The sequence below is a fragment of the Streptomyces tibetensis genome (assembly GCF_007655005.1).
GTDB lineage: Bacteria > Actinomycetota > Actinomycetes > Streptomycetales > Streptomycetaceae > Streptomyces > Streptomyces tibetensis.
This window is the reverse complement of sequence record NZ_SZVW01000019.1, coordinates 16630-34081: the sequence shown is the minus strand read 5'-3', so window position 1 is coordinate 34081 and position 17452 is coordinate 16630. Positions and strand designations below refer to the sequence as shown.

The 17452-nt window shown below is 70.7% G+C and carries 7 protein-coding genes; 5 read left to right on the top strand and 2 right to left on the bottom strand.

The features are described from left to right. Positions 1-3: 3 nt before the first annotated feature. The gene (locus FDO69_RS29565) at positions 4-1491 is read right to left on the bottom strand and encodes a serine/threonine protein kinase (protein ID WP_104783842.1); all 1488 of its coding nucleotides are present in this window, start codon (positions 1489-1491) and stop codon (positions 4-6) included. A gap of 150 nt (positions 1492-1641) precedes the next feature. Between FDO69_RS29565 and FDO69_RS29560 the strand changes: the two genes are divergently transcribed. The 4 genes from FDO69_RS29560 to FDO69_RS29545 are packed head-to-tail and all read left to right on the top strand — an operon-like array spanning position 1642 to position 11048. Next, positions 1642-3285 carry a PD-(D/E)XK nuclease family protein gene (locus tag FDO69_RS29560; RefSeq protein ID WP_104783839.1) on the top strand — a complete coding sequence of 548 codons (1644 nt, stop codon included), beginning with the start codon at positions 1642-1644 and terminating at the stop codon, positions 3283-3285. Continuing rightward, entirely contained in the window at positions 3282-4457 is a 1176-nt protein-coding gene (locus FDO69_RS29555) for a pPIWI_RE_Y domain-containing protein (protein ID WP_104783836.1), read from the top strand. Before FDO69_RS29560 ends, FDO69_RS29555 begins: the two co-directional genes overlap by 4 nt. Beyond that, on the top strand, positions 4450-8055 hold the full coding sequence (locus FDO69_RS29550) for a pPIWI_RE_Z domain-containing protein (RefSeq protein WP_104783833.1): 3606 nt from the start codon (positions 4450-4452) through the stop codon (positions 8053-8055). The genes FDO69_RS29555 and FDO69_RS29550 overlap by 8 nt, the downstream gene beginning before the upstream one ends. A 23-nt stretch (positions 8056-8078) precedes the next feature. Beyond that, complete coding sequence (locus FDO69_RS29545) at positions 8079-11048, top strand: pPIWI_RE module domain-containing protein (RefSeq protein ID WP_104783830.1); 2970 nt, start codon at positions 8079-8081, stop codon at positions 11046-11048. Positions 11049-11054: 6 nt separating this feature from the next. On the opposite strand, the gene FDO69_RS29540 is transcribed toward FDO69_RS29545, so the two are convergent. Continuing rightward, positions 11055-12020 carry a serine/threonine-protein kinase gene (locus tag FDO69_RS29540; protein WP_104783827.1) on the bottom strand — a complete coding sequence of 322 codons (966 nt, stop codon included), beginning with the start codon at positions 12018-12020 and terminating at the stop codon, positions 11055-11057. A gap of 196 nt (positions 12021-12216) precedes the next feature. Here FDO69_RS29540 and FDO69_RS29535 point away from each other — a divergent pair, with 196 nt between their 5' ends. Then, positions 12217-17445: a DEAD/DEAH box helicase gene (locus tag FDO69_RS29535; protein ID WP_104783824.1), complete on the top strand. Its 5229-nt coding sequence runs from the start codon at positions 12217-12219 to the stop codon at positions 17443-17445. The last annotated feature ends 7 nt before the right edge of the window (positions 17446-17452 follow it).

Sequence of the window (17452 nt, the reverse complement as noted above, 5' to 3'; positions counted from 1 at the left end):
GGGCTACGGCTCAGGCAGTTGGGCGAGGAGGCCGGTCACCTCCGCTTCGTAACCCGATTCAGCAAGCTCGACAGCGACCTCGCGGCAGCGGCTCCTCAGCCGGTCGCAGTCCGGTACTGCGACGAGAGGCAGGCTGTGCACCACCGCGCGCCAGCCGCTGAACGCCCCGGCGAAGTCCCCCTCGGGCATGAGGCATTCGGCAATCCCGAGGCGGGCCTCCAGCACCAGAGGATCTGAGAGCTCTCCATCCTCGGCCACGTGCTGGTACTGCTCCTTCGCCTCACCCGTACGACCGTCCAGCCGGGCGGCGTCGGCACACACCAGCCGCCCCTCCAGGACGATCGGCTCGCGGGCACCCCAGTCCGACACCGCCTTGGGCAGCAGGTCGAGGATCTCGGCGCAGTGGTCGCCGGGGCCGTCGGCGAGCAGTTCCGCCCGGGCCTGGGCGATCCGTCCCGCGAACTGGTTGCGTCCCAGCCACCCGCCACGACGGCGGACCGGACGTCGCGAAGCGGCGCGGAGGGCGGGCCGCTTGTCCGCCGTGCCTGCCACCGAACGCTCCCGCAGGCGATAGCGAGCGGTCGGGTCCGGATTCAACTCTGGATCGGGAGCCGGGTCGCCCGGCTTCGGCAGGAAGTCACGCAGGACGTCCAGGACTTCGTGGATGGTCCCCGGGCGGTCCGCAGGGGACTTGGCGAGGAGGTCCCACACCAGGTCGTCCAGTTCCTCTGGAATGCCGACGTTGATGCTCTGCAGGCGCGGCGGCAGGGTCTCGAGGTGCTGGATGTCCTTGTTGCGGTTCGGCTTGTCCTCGAAGGGCTTCTCGCCGGCGAGGAGTTCGAACAGCACACAGCCGAACGCGTAGAGGTCCACCGAGGCGGCGATGTCCTGCTGGCCCCGCAGCTGCTCCGGGGCCATGTACCCGGCGCTGCCGGGGGTCGCACCGAGCGCTGTGTAGCGGGTCGCGTCGGGGTCGGTGAGGTAGGCGATACCGAAGTCGAGCAGCTTCACCGCTCCGTCCGCGAAGGCGATGACCACGTTGCCCGGTTTCAGGTCCCGGTGCACCACGCCACTCGCGTGCGCGTGCCCCAGGGCTTCGGCGACCTGTACGGCGACGGCGACGGCGGCATCGAACGGGAATGGCCTGCGTGTGTCCAGGAACGCACGCAGGCTGACCCCCTCGACGTATTCCATGACGAGGTAGGGCTCCTCCCCCAGGTAGCCACGGTGCAGCAGGCGTGGAATGCCGGGATGCTTCAGTTCTTCGAGAATGGCGCCTTCGCGTTCGAAGCGTTTCAGCAGCTCGACCCGGCGTCGCGTGCGCTCTGCCGGAGTGAACCGGCCCTGCGTGTAAGCGTCGAGCCGCAGCGTCTTGACGGCGACCAACTGCCCGCTTCCCTGATCGGTGGCCGTCCAGATGGCGCCCATGCCGCCCTGGTCGAGCGCCTCCTTGACTCGGTAGCGGCCGTCGAGGACTTCCCCGGCTTCCACGCCTCACCCCCGGCTGTTCATGACACGGTGTCAGCCACACTGTAGCGGTTCACGGGTCACATGGAGTGAATCGCTTGACTCAGTTCACAAACATGCGCTTCCCTGGGTTCGTTGGCGCTCTCTTCTCACCACGCCCGTAAGGGGTGCATCGTGTCGCTCCGCCTGCCTCCGCCCGGAACGAACGGAGACATCCGCCTCATCCGCACCTCGCTGCCACTGCTGCGCGAGGACCCTCAGGACTGCCCGCGCGGCAACGCCGTGCGCGCCAGGGCGCTGCTCGGTCAGATTCCGCCGCGCCCGCGGGGCAAGCCCGTCGAGGACTTCGCCCTCGGGCCGGTCATGAGCGTCCTGGACGCGGTCGAGCACGAGGGAGAGGAGGTCGACAGCGCCTTGACGCGGCTTCTGAAGAAACAGAAGTACCACGCGGGCCACGTGAGTTGGGCGGAATCAGCCGTTCGGTCCTACCTGCTCGCGCGCACGGCGCGCGAAGCGCAGCGGCGCGTGCTCGAGCGCCCGCCGACCCTGCCGGTCCGCGCCCAGTGGACGGCCATCACCCAGTGCGATGTCCCGGACGCCCGCGGGGCGGTCCGCTACGAGCGCACGGCGTGGGGACGACGGTATGCGTCCGCCGACGGGTCGGAGCGCGAGCTGTGGCTGCTGTCCGTGAACTCCGTCAAGGAGGACCGGCCGCCCGCGGAGATCGCGGAGGCAGCGGCCGTGGCAGTGACGGGCATCCCTTCCCAGTCGGCATTCCGGGACATCTTCCGTCCGGCGCCTGGCAGCACCGTCCGCCCGCAGCGCGTCCGGATCGTCGGCATCGGCTGCGGCAGCGGCGACCACGACGTGCTGGCCGACTGGGAGGCCGACGAGGTCGACCGGCGGTTCGCGGAGCACGCCAAGCCCGTGCTGCGCCGGGTGATCGAGGACGACCGGCTCAACCCCGGTTCCAGCTGCACGCGCTGCGAAGGCCTGGTTGCTTGCGAGCAGCCGCCCCGGACTCCCGGTGTTCTCGGGGTCCCCGGGCCACGCCGCCCCCGCACCCGCCGCTCCTTGTCCGCGAGCGACCTGCGCGTCCATGCGCGCTGCCCGGCGCAGTTCCACCTCACCCGCGTACTGCACCTGAAGTCCGGGGCTCCGGAGAGCGAGCCGATCCGCAGGGGACGCGCGGTCGACGAGTGGCTCAACCTCCGTCACGAGAACGGATGCTGCCGCACCGTCCCCCTCTCGGAGACCCTTCCCGGCCTCTCCCCCGCCGAACTGCCGACCGCCCTCGCCCTGCTCGCCGAACACCAGCGGGCCTGCCCTCTCGACGGCCTGCCGTCCGACGAGGTCGTACGGGTGCAGCCACGCCTGACCGCGTACGACCCGGAACTGGACGTCGTCCTGATCGCCGACCCCGACCTCCTGTACACCCGCTCCGGAGGCTGGATCTGGCACGAGACGAAAACGGCTGCGAAACCCCCCTGGGAGGGACGCGCGTTGATGGAGACGTACCCGCAGCTCGCCTTCGCGGTGCTGATGATGTCGGCCGGAGTGCCCGGTGGTGATCCGCGCCGGTCGCTGATCGAGCTGGAGGTCCTGTACCTGGATGCAGAAGGGACCGGGAAGTCGCGCTGTGAGGAGATCGATCCCGGCGATCCCGACACCCGGGCCGAAGCACGCCGCATCATCGCCGGGCTCGCCGGGCCCTGGGCGGTGGACGAGAAGTACGCGCCGACGCCCGGCGGCCACTGCGGCGGCTGCGACGTGCTCACGCACTGCGCGGCCGGACGCGCGCACCTGGAGGCACGGTGACCGCGGCGACCGGCAACGGAATGCCGCCGCACGACGGCGACTGGTCCGCCCATCGCGGCATCCCCCTCATGCGCACGCTCGCCACCGCTCTCACGGTGCTCGACGCGGCCACCGGCCCCGAGGCCTACTCTCTGCCCTACCCGCCCGAGGTTCAGCGCGCCCTCGACCGGACGGTGCTGGCCTGTCTGGAGCGCGGAGCCGAGCCTCCGCTGAGCCTTCCGGACCTGCTGTCCTGGTGCCGCGAGCGACCGGTCGCGGACTGGCCGGTGGACCTGCCGACCGAGGCGGCCGGACCGGATGATCTGCTGCTCGACCCGGACTCCTCGCGCCCAACCGAGTTGTGCTACGAGTGGGCGGAGCAGTTCTCGGACAGCGCGCTAGTTCTCTACGACCGTGAGATCATCCGCGCCGCGCTGCGGTTGTGCCGCGAGTACGGCGAGGAGGACGCGTACACCGAGTTCCGGCGGCTCCTGGTCACCCGGCCCGTCCTCACCTCGGCCGAGGAGTGGGCCGTGTCATTGGACCATGTGCTCGACCCGGTGAAGGAGCTTCTGAGCCGCATCTACCGCCCCGTCCCGGACAGTTATCTGCGCGGTGACGTCTACGCGACCTGCGGCCGGTGTCTCACTCTGCTGACGCCGCTAGCCGACGGCGGCTGGTGGTGCGAGCGGGACCGCTGCCGCCGCCGGGGCCGGTCGCCGGTGGGGCGTCGCATCGCGAAGGAGGAGGCCGGTGAGCTGCTCCAGCTGGCCAGGCCGTTGCGCCAGTTCGTCACCGGTCCGGGGCGGGCGGAGGTGCAGCTGGAAGGGCGGCTCATCGCGCTCGGGCTGAAGGTGCGGATGTGGCCGGCGTACGACGCCTACGACGTGCACGTCACCTTTCCCGACGGCTGGGTGTGGGCCGTGGACGTGAAGGACTGGGCTCATCCGGCGTTCCTGGGGCGGGCCGCCCGACCGGTGCCGCAGGAGCCCCGGTACGACGAGGCGTTCTGGGTGGTGCCGCAGGACCGCGCCGACGACCGGCCGGGCTACATCGCAACGTATGAGCGCAACCGCCCGGCTGCCGCCCGCCGGGTTCCGTTGCTCACCGACACTCACCTGCTCGCCCGCGCCGAGGACCGGCTCGCGCGCGTCGGCGGGGCCACGCGTAAGGAGGAGACCGGCGATGCGTGACCGCGACAGCTGGCATCACCCGGTCAGCAGGGAGCTCGCCCGCTTGTGGGACGAGGTGCCGGTTGAACTCGGCGACGTGAAGCCCAGCCTGCTGTGTCAGGCGGAACTGGCCCTGCGGATTCTGGAGCACATCGCGCCGAATGAGCCCGCCCGTGGTGCCTATGTCCTCTTCGGCGGCTACGAGTTCGCCGGCGCTCGGGGATACGTGTCCTCACCCGAACACGAGGTCATGCTCATCGCGGGCCGCCATCTGCTGTGGCACCTGCGCCGCGGCCGCACCTGGGAGCGCACGCTGGAGACCTACCGGGGCCTGCCGGACCGGCTTCGGTCCTATGAGGTCCTCGCGCTCGACCAGCCGGCGCGGCGGCGTGAGTCGACCGTCGCCTCGGACCGGTTCGCCGTGTACGACACCGCCCTTGCGGAGCTGCCTCCGCTGGCCCGCAAGGCCCTGCCCCTCGCGCCGCCGGGCCGTGCCACCTTCGTCGACCGGCGCCGTCCCACCTCCGTGGTGCTGCCCGAGGAACTGCGTCCCGACCCCGTTCCCGGTCACGCCCCGGAGGCGGGACGGCCGGGGAAGGGTGAGCCGCTCACGATCAGCCGGGCCGAACTCGCCGAGATCGCCCGCTGGATGGACGCGACGGAGCGGGCGAACGAGGTGGAGAACCCGGGCCACTGGGAGGATCGCCTCACCGAGCTGCACATCCTCCCGCGCGACGCGGACGGGCTGGGTTTCTCACAGGGGGGTGATCTCCGGCTCGACGGACTGCTGCACCTGGCCGGCATGGTCGGTGCGGGCAAGTCGACCTTGATGACGCTGCTCGCGGTCTGGGGAGCCCGCCGAACTCCGGCGCTGCGCACCACGCTCGTCGTGGGCGACGTGGCCGAACAGTTGCGTCTCACGGCCCTGTTCCGCGATCTGGGACTGACCGCCACGCCGGTGCTGGGTCTGACCACACGGGAGACCCATGTGCAGCGGCTGCACCGACGGCTCGCCTCCCGTGGTGTGCACAACCTGCTGGACCACGACGACCCGAGCTTCGACCACCTGAGCACGGTGTGCGTGGTGGACGCCCTGCGCGGCACCGAGGCGGCACAGCCCCTGCGGTTCGCGGACGCGCCGTGCACCTCGCTCTATCCGCAGAAGAAGCGCACGCAGGACGAGAGCCCGGACTCCGCCGCGCTTCCCGAGCCCTATCGGCCGGGGCCGCAGCCGTCTCCGAGCGAGGAGGACCGTCCGGCGGAGGTGAAGGGAACGCCGCACGGGTGTCCCCTGTGGTACGCGTGCCCGCGTCACCGTGCGGCCCGGGAGCTGGTCGACTCCCTGATCTGGGTGGCCAACCCGGCGAGCCTCGTGCAGTCGGCCGTGCCGCGCCACCTGGGTGACGAGCGGTTGCGCCACCTGGAACTGGCCTGCCTCCGCAGCGACATCATCGTCGTGGACGAGGCCGACTCGGTGCAGATGAAGCTGGACGAGATCTTCGCGCCCTCGGCGACGCTGGTCTCCCCCGGCCCGGAGTCCTGGCTGGACCAGGTGCAGACCCACCGCATCGAGGAGCTGTCCCGGCAGGGTCGGCTGCCGCTCACCGACCAGGAGGTCGAGCGCTGGTCCGCCTCGCTGACGGTGGTCCACGCCGCCACGGACCGCCTGTACAAGCTGCTGATCTCCGATGCGGATCTACGCGAGTGGGCCGACATCGAGTACTTCAGCCCCTGGACCCTCCAGGAGAAGCTTCTCGGCTCCTGGTTCGCGCAGGGCCCCGAATCCGGCGCTCCGGACGGCGTCTCCGATGAAGCGGAGCTGTACGAGGCGTACGAGGACGACGCTCCGGAGCCTGAGTCGGCCGGGCCGGAGGCGGATGCCCACCGCGCCGAACTGACCGAGCGGTTCGACGACTTCCGGGACGACCCCCTGGGCGGCCAAGGCCCGTACGGCAACGTGACGGACGAACTGGTGCGCCTGGCCCAGGACCTGCTGACCACGCTGTCTTCCTCCGACACGCGCGAGCGCGTCCTCTCCGTGCTGCGCCCGCTGCTCGCGGGCACTCCCGCGTCCGTCCGGGCCCAGGACGAGGCGTGGCTCGATCTGACCGCCCGGCGCCTGGAGTTCATGCTGGTGCTCAGCGCCCTGAACCAGCGTCTCGACCGGCTGGTCTTCCTCTGGCCCCAGGTCGAGGCCGCCCTGCGCCTCGACTCGACCGGTAACGAGCTGTCCCGCCGTCCGCCGCTCGACTACGCCCCGCTGGTCCCGGAGGCTCCGATGGGTAACGTCCTGGGGTTCCAGTACCTGCCCGACGAGCGGGAACGCGATGTCGAGGGACGGAGCAGCGGCACCCTGCGCTTCTTCCGGTGCGCAGGTGTAGGCCGCGAACTCCTGCTCTCCCTGCCCGACGTGGGCGCCGACGCGGGCCGCGGCCGCAAGGGACCGCACGTCGTGCTCATGTCCGGCACCAGCTGGGCGGGCACCTCGACACGCGCGCACGTGGTCGCCCCGGTGGGCGCGGTGCTGACCCCCTCGCCACGGTCCCTCGAAGCCGTAAGCGAGTCGGAATTCAGTACGCACTTCCTCTACGACGACGAGGGCCGCCCCCTGAGCCTGTCGGGCACCGAGCCGAAGGTCCGGCCCGCCGCCTGCCGGGCGATGGTCAGCCGGCTCGGCTCCCCCGGCCGGGGCGGCGCCCCGAGCCCGCTGGAGCAGGAACTGGCCAGGGTCACCGACAGTCGCCGACGCCGGGCAATCCTCCTGGTCGGCAGCTACAAGGAGGCGCACACCGCGGCCGAGGTCCTGCACGAGATGGAGCGCTGGCACGGCCGAGTCCGTGTGTTGACGGCCGACGACGCCGACCTGGAGCAGGCCGTACGCGGCTCAGCACCGCCCCGGTCGGAGGGGGATCGGGTCACGGCGCTGCGCCGGGGCGACCTCGCCATGTTTGCCCAGGACCCCACGGCGGAGATTCTCGTGGCCCCGCTGATGGCCGTGGAGCGCGGGCACAACATCCTCAACGCCCAGCGCAACGCGGCTTTCGGCACGGCCCTGTTCCTCGCCCGGCCGCATCCGCGCCCGGACGACCTCGCTCTGGCCGTGTTCGCGATCAACGACTGGGCGGCCCGGTTCGCCCGCGACGAACCCGGGCTCCCGCAGGGCACGTTCAGCAAGCTCGTGACGGCCGCGGCGGACCTGGACGCGGCCGGGCTGGCCTTCCGGCACGTAGCGCGCGCCGAGTGGCGCCGGCTGCTGTCCCGCCGCTACATCTACTCCCGGCTTTCCGACCACGAGAAGACGTCCTTCACGTGGGACCAGCTGGTGACGATCTGGCAGGTCATCGGCCGTCTGGTACGGGGTGGGGTGCCCGCCCGCGTGGTCTTCGTGGACGCCCGGTTCGCGCCGCGTACGGCCAAGCTGCTGTCACCCGGCGCCACGGCCGCCCCTCTTCCACAGGAGGACGGCCTGCTGACCGGCCTGCGCGACGCGCTCGCCCCCTACTTCGCGGAAGGTGCCCCGCCGCCCGACTGCCCCGATCCGGCGGACCCGGCGGTCGCCCGGCTGCTGTACGCGCCGCTGTACAAGGCGCTGAGCGCGATCGGACACCACACGTCCTGACCCTCACCAGAGAGGACCTGATCATGGCTCGCCGTTACGACTCCATCCGCACCGCCGCCGCACGCCCCGTCTCCTCGGACGCCTCGGCGATCGAGCGGTACCGCGCACTGCCCTTTCCCGAGGAGTGGACTGGAGCGCTGCTGGCCCTGTGCAACGCGGGCCGTGACAACCCACTGGAGACGGTGCCCACGTTCCGCATGGACCAGGTCGTGCAGGCGCTCGCCCCCGACGTACTGGTGCGGCCCCGACCCAACCGCCATCGCGGGGAGGACCGGGATTTCTGGCTGTACGCGCCCGAGGACGTGCCCGATCCGCTGCCTGACGCAGCGCTCAAGGGACTCCTCGGGGCCTGGCTGAAGGACCTGCGGCCGGAGCCCGAGTTCCGTTCGCTGTTGTCCGAGACGCGCTCGGCGTTGCTGGAAAACCCTCCCCGGTGGCAGGCGGGCGTGCCCGTGGAGCTGGTGCGCCACCAGCGGCCCACCGACGGTGGCACGGCCGCTCCGGAGCCGCGCCAGTTCCAGCTGTCCACCGACTGGCTGGCCCGGCGGATCCTCGCCCTGGAGCCTTACGACTTCGAAGGTGGTCGGCTGCGCTTCCGGGCGATGCCGCGGGGCCCGATGGACCGGGGCGCCGAACTCGTCTCTCAGGCGTTGGAGTTCGAAGGGAGCCGGGGTCCCGAGTGGTACTCCGTCGTCCTGAACATCACGCTGCAGACGGTCCCCTTCGGCCCGCTGCCGCGCTTCCATGTGCACTGCCACATCCGTCGGTACGCGACCCGGGTGAGTGCCAGGACGGGGCGGCTGTACCTGCCGTTCGGCCGCCGCACCACGGTGCTGCTGCGCCCGCGCGTGCCGTGGCTGCCCGGAGCGCCGGCGAGCGACCGGTTCGCGGTGGCTCGGCTAGCCTGGAGCCGGGGCGGGTACGACTGGGTCGGGGGCGGGCCGGCCGGGATGCTGCGGAACATGTCCCTCACGGAGTCGTTCCCGGACGCCGACGCCGTCCTAACGGACCCCGTCGGCTGGCTGGCGGACGGCATGCGTGCGGCTGTCCTCTACAGCACGGCAATGGGGACGCACGAGGTCGGAGCCGGCCTGATGACGGACCAGCGCTCGAAGATCGTGGAGTGGGCCCTGCAGGCCCTTCCGGAGGTGTTGGAGCCGGTGCCCGCGCTGGCTCGCACCCGCCTGTCGGGCAGCACGCCCGGCAACCTGCGCCAAGAGCCCTCGAAGGAGCCGGCGAAGGCTGAGGAGGAGCGCAGGCGCGCGGAGGCCCGGCGGCGCGGCACGGCCTTCGCGCTGCGCCACCTGCCGAGTGACATCTCCCCGGGTGAACTTCCCACCCTTGAGGCGCGGTTGCTGTGGCAGACCCCGGTGATGCGGAACACCGCGATCAACGCGCTCGTCGCGCACCTGGATCTCAAGGGTGACGGCGGCGCACCGGCGACCGAGGAGGCCTACGACGGCACGGTGGTCCTGGAGTGGCAGTCTCCCGAACTCACCGTGCGGTTGCGCTGCCGCCGGCTCTCCCACTCCCTCGGCCAGGACCTCGCCCTGCCGGAGGGGACCCGGCATTCGCGGGCCGCGGTTACCGCCGCGATCCGCGACCGCCGCCGGGAGATGACGGCCTTCCTCACCGAGGAGGGTGTCTCCTCGCCCGCCCCCAGGCTCGCCGTGGTGGAGCTCGACCGGGCCAAGGATTTCTCGTCCCCCGATCATGACGCGAAGTTCGCGCTGCGGCTGGGCTGCGCGGACGCCGGCGTGCTCACCCAGTTCATGGCCGTGCCGAAGAAGGCCAAGGGTTACAACAGCGAGAAGAACAAGGAGTTCCGCGCGGCGAAGGCCTGGGACGACGGACTGAGGCAGCTCGGTGTGCGGGTCCACCCCGAGCACAGCCTCGGCGAGCGTCTGCCCGTCGGCATGCGGTACGCGGCGGTATGGATGGTGCGCAAGAACCGGCGCAGCCGCACCCGGTGGGCGGGGCATGTGCCCGTCGCCGTACTGGTCACGCCGGATCCGTCCGGCGAGGGGCTGGCCCGCGTGGAGGGCTGGGACGACGAGGCTCGTGCCTGGGTGCCTTACCCGGTGATGCTGCTGAAGCTGACCAGGCAGTGCGAGGTGCCGAGGGACGCCGTCCCCACACCGCGCGAGGGCGAGGGCCCAGTCGCCCGGCCATCCTGGTGGTCGGATATGGCCGAGCAGCGACGGGCGACCGAGGAGTGGCTGCAGCGGGTGCGCCGCACGCTGCGCGGCACGCCGACCCTGCTGCTGGCGCACGGGCAGAACATGCGCTCGCACTGGACGTGGCTCCAGGACGGCACCGTGGTGGCGGACAAGTTCCGCGACGGCCACGCCCCCTCGCGCCGCCTGGAACCGGACTTGCGGCTGGTGCGGGTGCGTACGGCACGCAACCGGGAGACCGCCCAGTGGTGGGGCGTGAACCCGGACGGCCCCAACGGCTTGGCCGCCCACCTGTGGACGGACCCGACCGCGGACCCCGACAAGGCCCGCGTCTTCTGGTCCACGACGCCCAAGGCCCGCACCTTCAAGCTGTCGGTCGCCGCCGACAAGCTGGCGCCCCGCGTCAATACCAAGGGCAAGGTGACCATCGACACCGACAAGGCCGCCTGGAACCCCGGGCTGGTGGAGATCGCCGTTCTGGGGTGCCACCCCGGCGACGGGGACGTGCCGGAAGCGCTCGCGCTCGCCGTGCACCAGCTCCGGCAGGCTCCCGACCTGCCGGACGCGCTGAGTCTGCCGTTGCCCCTGCACCTCGCGGGGCTCGCGCAGGAGTACGTACTGCCGACCCAGAGCGAGGACAGCGGGGGCGGGGGCGACGCCATCGACTCCGCCTCCGACGCCGACCCGGACACGGGAGCGGCCCCGGGCGTCGAGACGGCTCCCGAGCCGGAGGAGACGGACTGGGAGCAGCTTGCTTTGATGATCCCGGCTCAGTCCGCGTCTGTGGAGAAGGTGCGGGAGACCGAGCCGCGCTGAGGTCCGCTACCGCGCCCCGTCCGCCTCCCTGGCCCACTGGCGGACGGGGCGCGCGTCCGGCGCCATGGGAAAGCGGAACGGTCGGCACGGATCCGCCTCGGCCCAAGGCACCAGAGCCCCCTTTGGGGATTCGGGCGCGGGGAGGTGAACGGCGATACGCCGGTACACCTCACCCGCGTGTGCGGGGCGGTCGCCCCGTTTCTTGGCGAGGAGTTCCAGCACCAGGCTCTCGACATCCTCCGGGACGTCGGGGCGCAGTGCCCTCAGCGGTTCGGGGGTGGCTTCGATGTGCAGGCTCGGCACCATCAGCGGCGACTCGTGCACGAAAACCGGTCGGCCGGTCAGCATTTCGTGGATCAGGCAGCCAAGGGCGTAAAGGTCCGTGCGCCGGTCCACGGGCTCGCCCAGCACCTGTTCCGGCGCCATGTACTGGAAGCTGCCGAGCCGCTCGCCGGTCGTGGTGAGCTTCTGGGCGTCCGCGTCGAGGATGGCCGCGACACCGAAGTCGAGCACCTTGACGACACCGTCGGTGCGGATGCGTACGTTGCCCGGCTTGAGGTCCCGGTGGACGACGCTCCGGGCATGGGCGGCGGCCAGCACGGAGCAGATCTGCACACCGACGGCAGCGGCCTCCTCCAGGGTGAGCTTCTCGTGCTCCGCGATGTAATCACCCAGGTCCAGGCCCTGGACATACTGCATGACCAGGTAGTGAGTGCCCGTTTCAACACCCAGGTCATACACCGCCGCAAGTCCTGTGTGGTCGAGCCGCGCGACCGCCTTCGCCTCGCGCTCGAACCGCCCGGCGTCATGAGCGACCTGCTGTGGTGTCAGCCCGCCGGTCGGCGTCATCGTCTTCACGGCGACCGGCCGGCCCAGGTGTTCGTCGTCGGCCATCCACACCTGCCCCATGCCTCCGCGACCGATGGGACTCTTGATGCGATAGCGCTTGGCGATGAGCGTTCCGATGTCCATAGGTGACTGAGTGTGCCACTCTCGTGCACGGTCAGGGATCGCACACCTCGATCTGTACACACCACTCAACCGCCATACGCGTTGACTGAGTTCACAAACGATGCTCTCATAGGATCTCAGGGATACCGGCCCGTCGCGAGCACCCGAGCCACTACGGTGAACGGTGCAGGTCGGCGCGGGAACGAGTGAGGGTTTTGTGGACGTCTTCAAGGTGCACGAGCAGCTGATCGCCGACTACCAGGACTTCACCACGGGATCCGTCGTCGTGAAGAACGAGCGGATCGAGGAGACCGTCCGCGAAGCACTCGTACAGGGCAACCAGTGGCCCGACCCTTGGCTGTCCCTGAACCCCAGCTTCGCCCCCGGTGGCACCGTCACCCAGCTGGTGGCCGAAGGGCTGCTGCACCTCGAATGCGAGCGGATCTTCCGTGTGGGCAAGGAGAAGAACGGCCCTCCGGAACAGGGGCGCCCCATCGCCTTCCACCGTCACCAGCGCGACGCGATCGAGGTGGCCCGGGCAGGCGGAAGCTACGTCCTGACCACGGGCACCGGGTCCGGCAAGAGCCTCGGCTACATCGTGCCGATCGTGGACAGTGTGCTGCGCGCCAAGCAGCAGGGAGCGACCTCCGGCGTCCAGGCGATCATCGTCTACCCCATGAACGCCCTGGCCAACAGCCAGAAGTACGAGCTGGAGAAGTTCCTGCAGCACGGCTACGGCGAGGGCCGGGAGCCCGTCACCTTCGCGCGGTACACGGGTCAGGAGAGAGAGGACGAGCGCGAGAAGATCCTCGAGAGTCTTCCGGACATCCTGCTCACCAACTATGTGATGCTGGAGCTGATGCTCACCCGGCCGCGGGAGCGCAAGGCCCTCATGCGCGCCGCCCAGGGGCTGCGGTTCCTGGTCCTCGACGAGCTGCACACCTACCGCGGACGCCAGGGCGCTGATGTCGCCCTGCTCGTCCGCCGGGTCCGGGACGCCTGTGCCGCGCCGGACCTGCAAGTGGTGGGTACCTCGGCGACCATGTCGACCCAGGGCACCCTCGAGGACCGGCGGCGGGCCGTGGCAGACGTGGCGACGACCCTCTTCGCCACCCCGGTCACCCCGGAGCGTGTCGTAGGCGAGACGCTGGTGCGTGCCACCCGTGACAAGGACCTGGTGGACGCCGAACTGGCCGAGCGCATACGGAACCAGGCGCCTTCCACCGACTACCACGTACTCGCCGCCGACCCGCTCGCCTCCTGGATCGAGACCGAGTTCGGCCTGCGAACGCTCACCGACGGCCCGGACAAGGGCACGCTGGTGCGGGCCGACCCGACGACGGTTCAGAGGGCGGCCCGCAAGCTGGCCGGACGCGCTGGAGAGTCCTACGAGGACTGCGTGGCCGCCATCCGTGACACGCTGCACGCCGGCTCCCAGGCACGGGATCCGGAGACCGACCGTCCGCTGTTCGCCTTCCGGCTCCACCAGTTCCTGTCCAAGGGCGACTCGGTGTTCGTCTCCCTGGAGGACGAGCGGACCCGGTACATCAGTCGCACCTACCAGGTGCGGGTGCCCGGCGAAAAGGACAAGATCCTGCTGCCGCTGTCCTTCTGCCGTGAGTGCGGCCAGGAGTACCTGACCGTCGCGCGTGAGGAGCGCGCCGACGGCTCGTACCGCTTCCGGCCGCGCACCGAGGACGACGAGGACAACGGCTACCTGTACGTCAGTGCTGAGAACCCCTGGCCGGACGAGACCGGCAAGGCGATCGACGAGCAGCGCTTCCCCGACAGCTGGGTGAAGACGGACGACGACCGGGGTGTCCAGGTGCTCGTCGACAGCCGCCGCAAGCGCGTGCCCCAGCCGGTGTGGGCCAGGCCCGACGGCTCCATCGTCGACCGGGACCAGGGTCTGTACGCGGCGTACATCCCGATGCCGTTCATGTTCTGCCTCAACTGCGGGGTCAGCTACGAGTCCGCGCGCGGCAAGGACTTCAGCAAGCTGATGACGATGGACCAGGAGGGCCGCTCCACGGCCACCTCCGTCATCAGCTCCAGCATCGTGCGCCACCTCAAGCAGCTCCCGCAGAATCAACTGGACGAGGACGCCCGCAAGCTGCTCACGTTCGTCGATAACCGCCAGGACGCCAGCCTCCAGGCGGGTCACTTCAACGACTTCGTCCTGGTGGCCCAGTTGCGCGGGGCCCTCTACCAGGCCATGACCGAGGCCGGCGAGGACGGCCTGCTGCACGAGGACCTGGCGCCCGCGGTGGTCGGCAAGCTGGGCCTGAAGCCGCAGGACTACTCCGCGAACCCCAAGGAGGGGTCCCGCCAGGCCCGGCGCACCCTGGGGGCCCTGGCCAAGGTGGTGGAGTACCGCCTGTACCTGGACCTGGAGCGCGGCTGGCGGGTCACCATGCCCAACCTGGAGCAGACCGGCCTGCTGCGGCTGGAGTACGCGGACCTGGAGGAGATCACCGCGGAGGAGGACCGCTGGACAGCAGCCTCGGGGCCGCTGCGCACCGCGGACCCGGCCAAGCGCGCGGAGTTGTCCCGCATCCTCCTGGACGAGCTGCGGCGCGTGCGTGCCGTGGACTTCCCGTACTTCGAGCAGTCCGACTTCGACGAGCTGCGCAGGCTGTCGTACCTGCTGACAGATCCGTGGGGGCTCGCCGAGACCGAGCGCATCCCGCCTCCGCCGGGCACGGCGTACGTGCGCCCGGGCCGCCCGAACCGCTTCCGCAGCGAGATGAACATCACCGCCCGGGGCGCCTTCGGCAAGTTCCTGCGCCGTCCCGGCCAGTTCCCGGCGCTGGGGCGGGCTTTGGCCCTGGACGAGGCGCAGCAGGTGATCGTCGACCTGGTCGAAGTGCTGGAGGAGGGCGGCCTGCTCACCGAGGTGCCCGCGGTCCGAGGGGAGTCGCCCGGGTACCGCATCAACCACACGGCGGTGGTGTGGACGGCCCGCGACGACGAGTTCGGCGCGGTGGACCGGCTGCGACGGACCTACGGCAAGGACCGGGGCCCGCGCGTCAACCCGTTCTTCAAGAACCTGTACAAGAACGTCGCCGGCACGCTCGCCGGACTGCTGGCCCGCGAGCACACCGCGCAGGTCCCCGCGCCCGTCCGCGAGACCCGCGAGGCCGACTTCCGTGACGGCACTCCGCTGCCCCTCCTCTACTGCTCCCCCACGATGGAGCTGGGCGTGGACATCGCGAGCCTTAACGCGGTCGCGATGCGTAACGTCCCGCCGACGCCGGCCAACTACGCCCAGCGCAGCGGCCGGGCCGGCCGGCAGGGTCAGCCGGCGCTGGTGACGACGTACTGCGCCACCGGCAACAGCCACGACCAGTACTACTTCCGCCTGTCCCACCTGATGGTGGCCGGAGAGGTGGCCCCGCCCCGCCTGGACCTCGCCAACGAGGACCTGGTGCGCTCGCACGTGCACGCCATCTGGCTGGCGGAGACGGGTTTGGAGCTGGGCCGGCGCATCCCGCACATCCTGGACGCCGACGGCGAGGAACCGTCGCTGCGGCTCTACCCGCACGTCGTCGAGCAGATCCGGGACCCTGCGGCACAGCGGCGGGCGCTGAAGCGTGCCACCGCGGTCCTGAAGGAATCGATGGACCGGCTGGGCACCACCTCGTGGTGGGACGACCAGTGGCTGGAGCGCACGGTGGAGAAGGCGCCGGGCGGCTTCGACAACGCGCTCGGCCGCTGGCGGGAGCTGTTCCGCAAGGCGCTGCGTGAGCGGGAGGTGCAGCACCGGCGGATCCTCGACAACACCCTGGGCAAGGAAGCCTCGGCGCAGGCGGAGCGCCGCCGGCACCAGGCGGAGACGCAGCTGAAGCTGCTGAAGAACGAGGACACCTCGGGCAGCACCCTGCTGTCGGACTTCACGCCGTACCGGTATCTGGCCTCCGAGGGCTTCCTGCCCGGGTACTCCTTCCCCCGCCTGCCGCTCGCCGCGTTCATCCCGGGCACCGGCCGGGCTGTGCGCGGCAGCCGGGACGGTGACTACCTGCAGCGCTCGCGCTTCATCGCAATCCGCGAGTTCGGCCCCGGCGCCTTCATCTACCACGAGGGCAGCCGCTTCCAGGTCGACCGTATCCAGCTGCCCACCAGCGCCTCGGGCGATCTGCAGACCGAGGAGGCCAAGGTCTGCGAGCACTGCGGCTACCTGCACACCGGCGAGACGCTGGAGAACACCTGCGACTCCTGCCACAGGGAGCTGACCGAGGCCCGCTACAACCTGCTCCAGCTCCGCACGGTCTTCACCAAGCGCCGGGACCGGATCTCCTCGGACGAGGAGGAACGGCAGCGCACCGGCTACTGGGTGGAGGTGTCGTACAAGTTCAACAAGCACGGCACACGGGACGGCTCGCTCGACGCCAAGGCGGTCGACGCGGACGGCGCACATCTCGCCGAGCTGACCTACGGCGACAGCGCCACGGTCCGCCTCACCAACCTCGGTTACCGGCGCAGCAAGCAGCGCTCCGGCTTCTGGCTGGACCCGGTCGAGGGCAAGTGGCTGGACGCCAAGAAGGACCAGGACAAGCCGGGCAAGGAGACCACCGAGGAGCAGGACGGGCTGGAGAGCGCGGAGAAGGCGGACCGCAAGGTGCCGGTGATCCCGTACGTCCAGGACACCCGCAACATCCTGGTCCTCCAGCTCGCTGAGAAGGTGACCCCCGAGGTGGCGGTGACACTGCAGTACGCCCTGGAACGGGGCATCGAGGCAGAGTTCCAGCTGGAGGACGGCGAGCTGGACACCGAGCAGCTGCCCCCGCTCGACGGTGCACGGGACCGCATCCTGTTCATCGAGAGCGCCGAGGGCGGGGCGGGCGTGCTGCGCCGTCTGCAGGCCGAGCCGGAGGCGCTGCGCCGGGCCGCGGCCCGGGCCCTGGAGATCGCCCACTTCCGGCCCGACGGCACCGACACCGGCGGCCGGGAGGGCGGCCCGCGCTGCGAGATGGGCTGCTACGACTGTCTGCTGTCCTTCGGCAACCAGCGCTGGCACCAGGTCATCGACCGCAAGTTGGTGAAGGACCTGCTGCTGCGTTTCGCCGGTGCGAAGGTCGCCGACGCGGGCCCGGGAGTCTCCCGCGACGAGCACGCCCAGGTTCTCACCGACGGCGCCGACAGCTCGCTGGAGCGGCGGTTCATCGCCTTCCTGTCCAGGAAGGGCCTGAAGCTGCCCGACAAGCAGCAGGTCTTCGTCTCCAGCGCGCTGTCCCGCCCGGACTTCGTGTACGAGACGAAGACCGGCCCGGTGGCGGTGTTCATCGACGGGCCGCACCACGACGACGACGTACAGGCCCAGCGGGACGAGGACGCGCAGGAGCGGCTGTACGACGACGGCTGGGACGTCGTCCGCTTCCGTCACGACGACGACTGGTCGGAGGTCGTCGGCCGCTACCGTTCGGTGTTCGGCTCCGACGCCTCCTGACCAGCCC

What these genes read in the sequence shown, in the direction of transcription:
- FDO69_RS29550 (WP_104783833.1), top strand. Translation starts at nt 4,450, where the DNA reads ATGCGTGACCGCGACAGCTGGCATCACCCGGTCAGCAGGGAGCTCGCC.
- FDO69_RS29540 (WP_104783827.1), bottom strand. Translation starts at nt 12,020, where the DNA reads ATGGACATCGGAACGCTCATCGCCAAGCGCTATCGCATCAAGAGTCCC.
- FDO69_RS29545 (WP_104783830.1), top strand. Translation starts at nt 8,079, where the DNA reads ATGGCTCGCCGTTACGACTCCATCCGCACCGCCGCCGCACGCCCCGTC.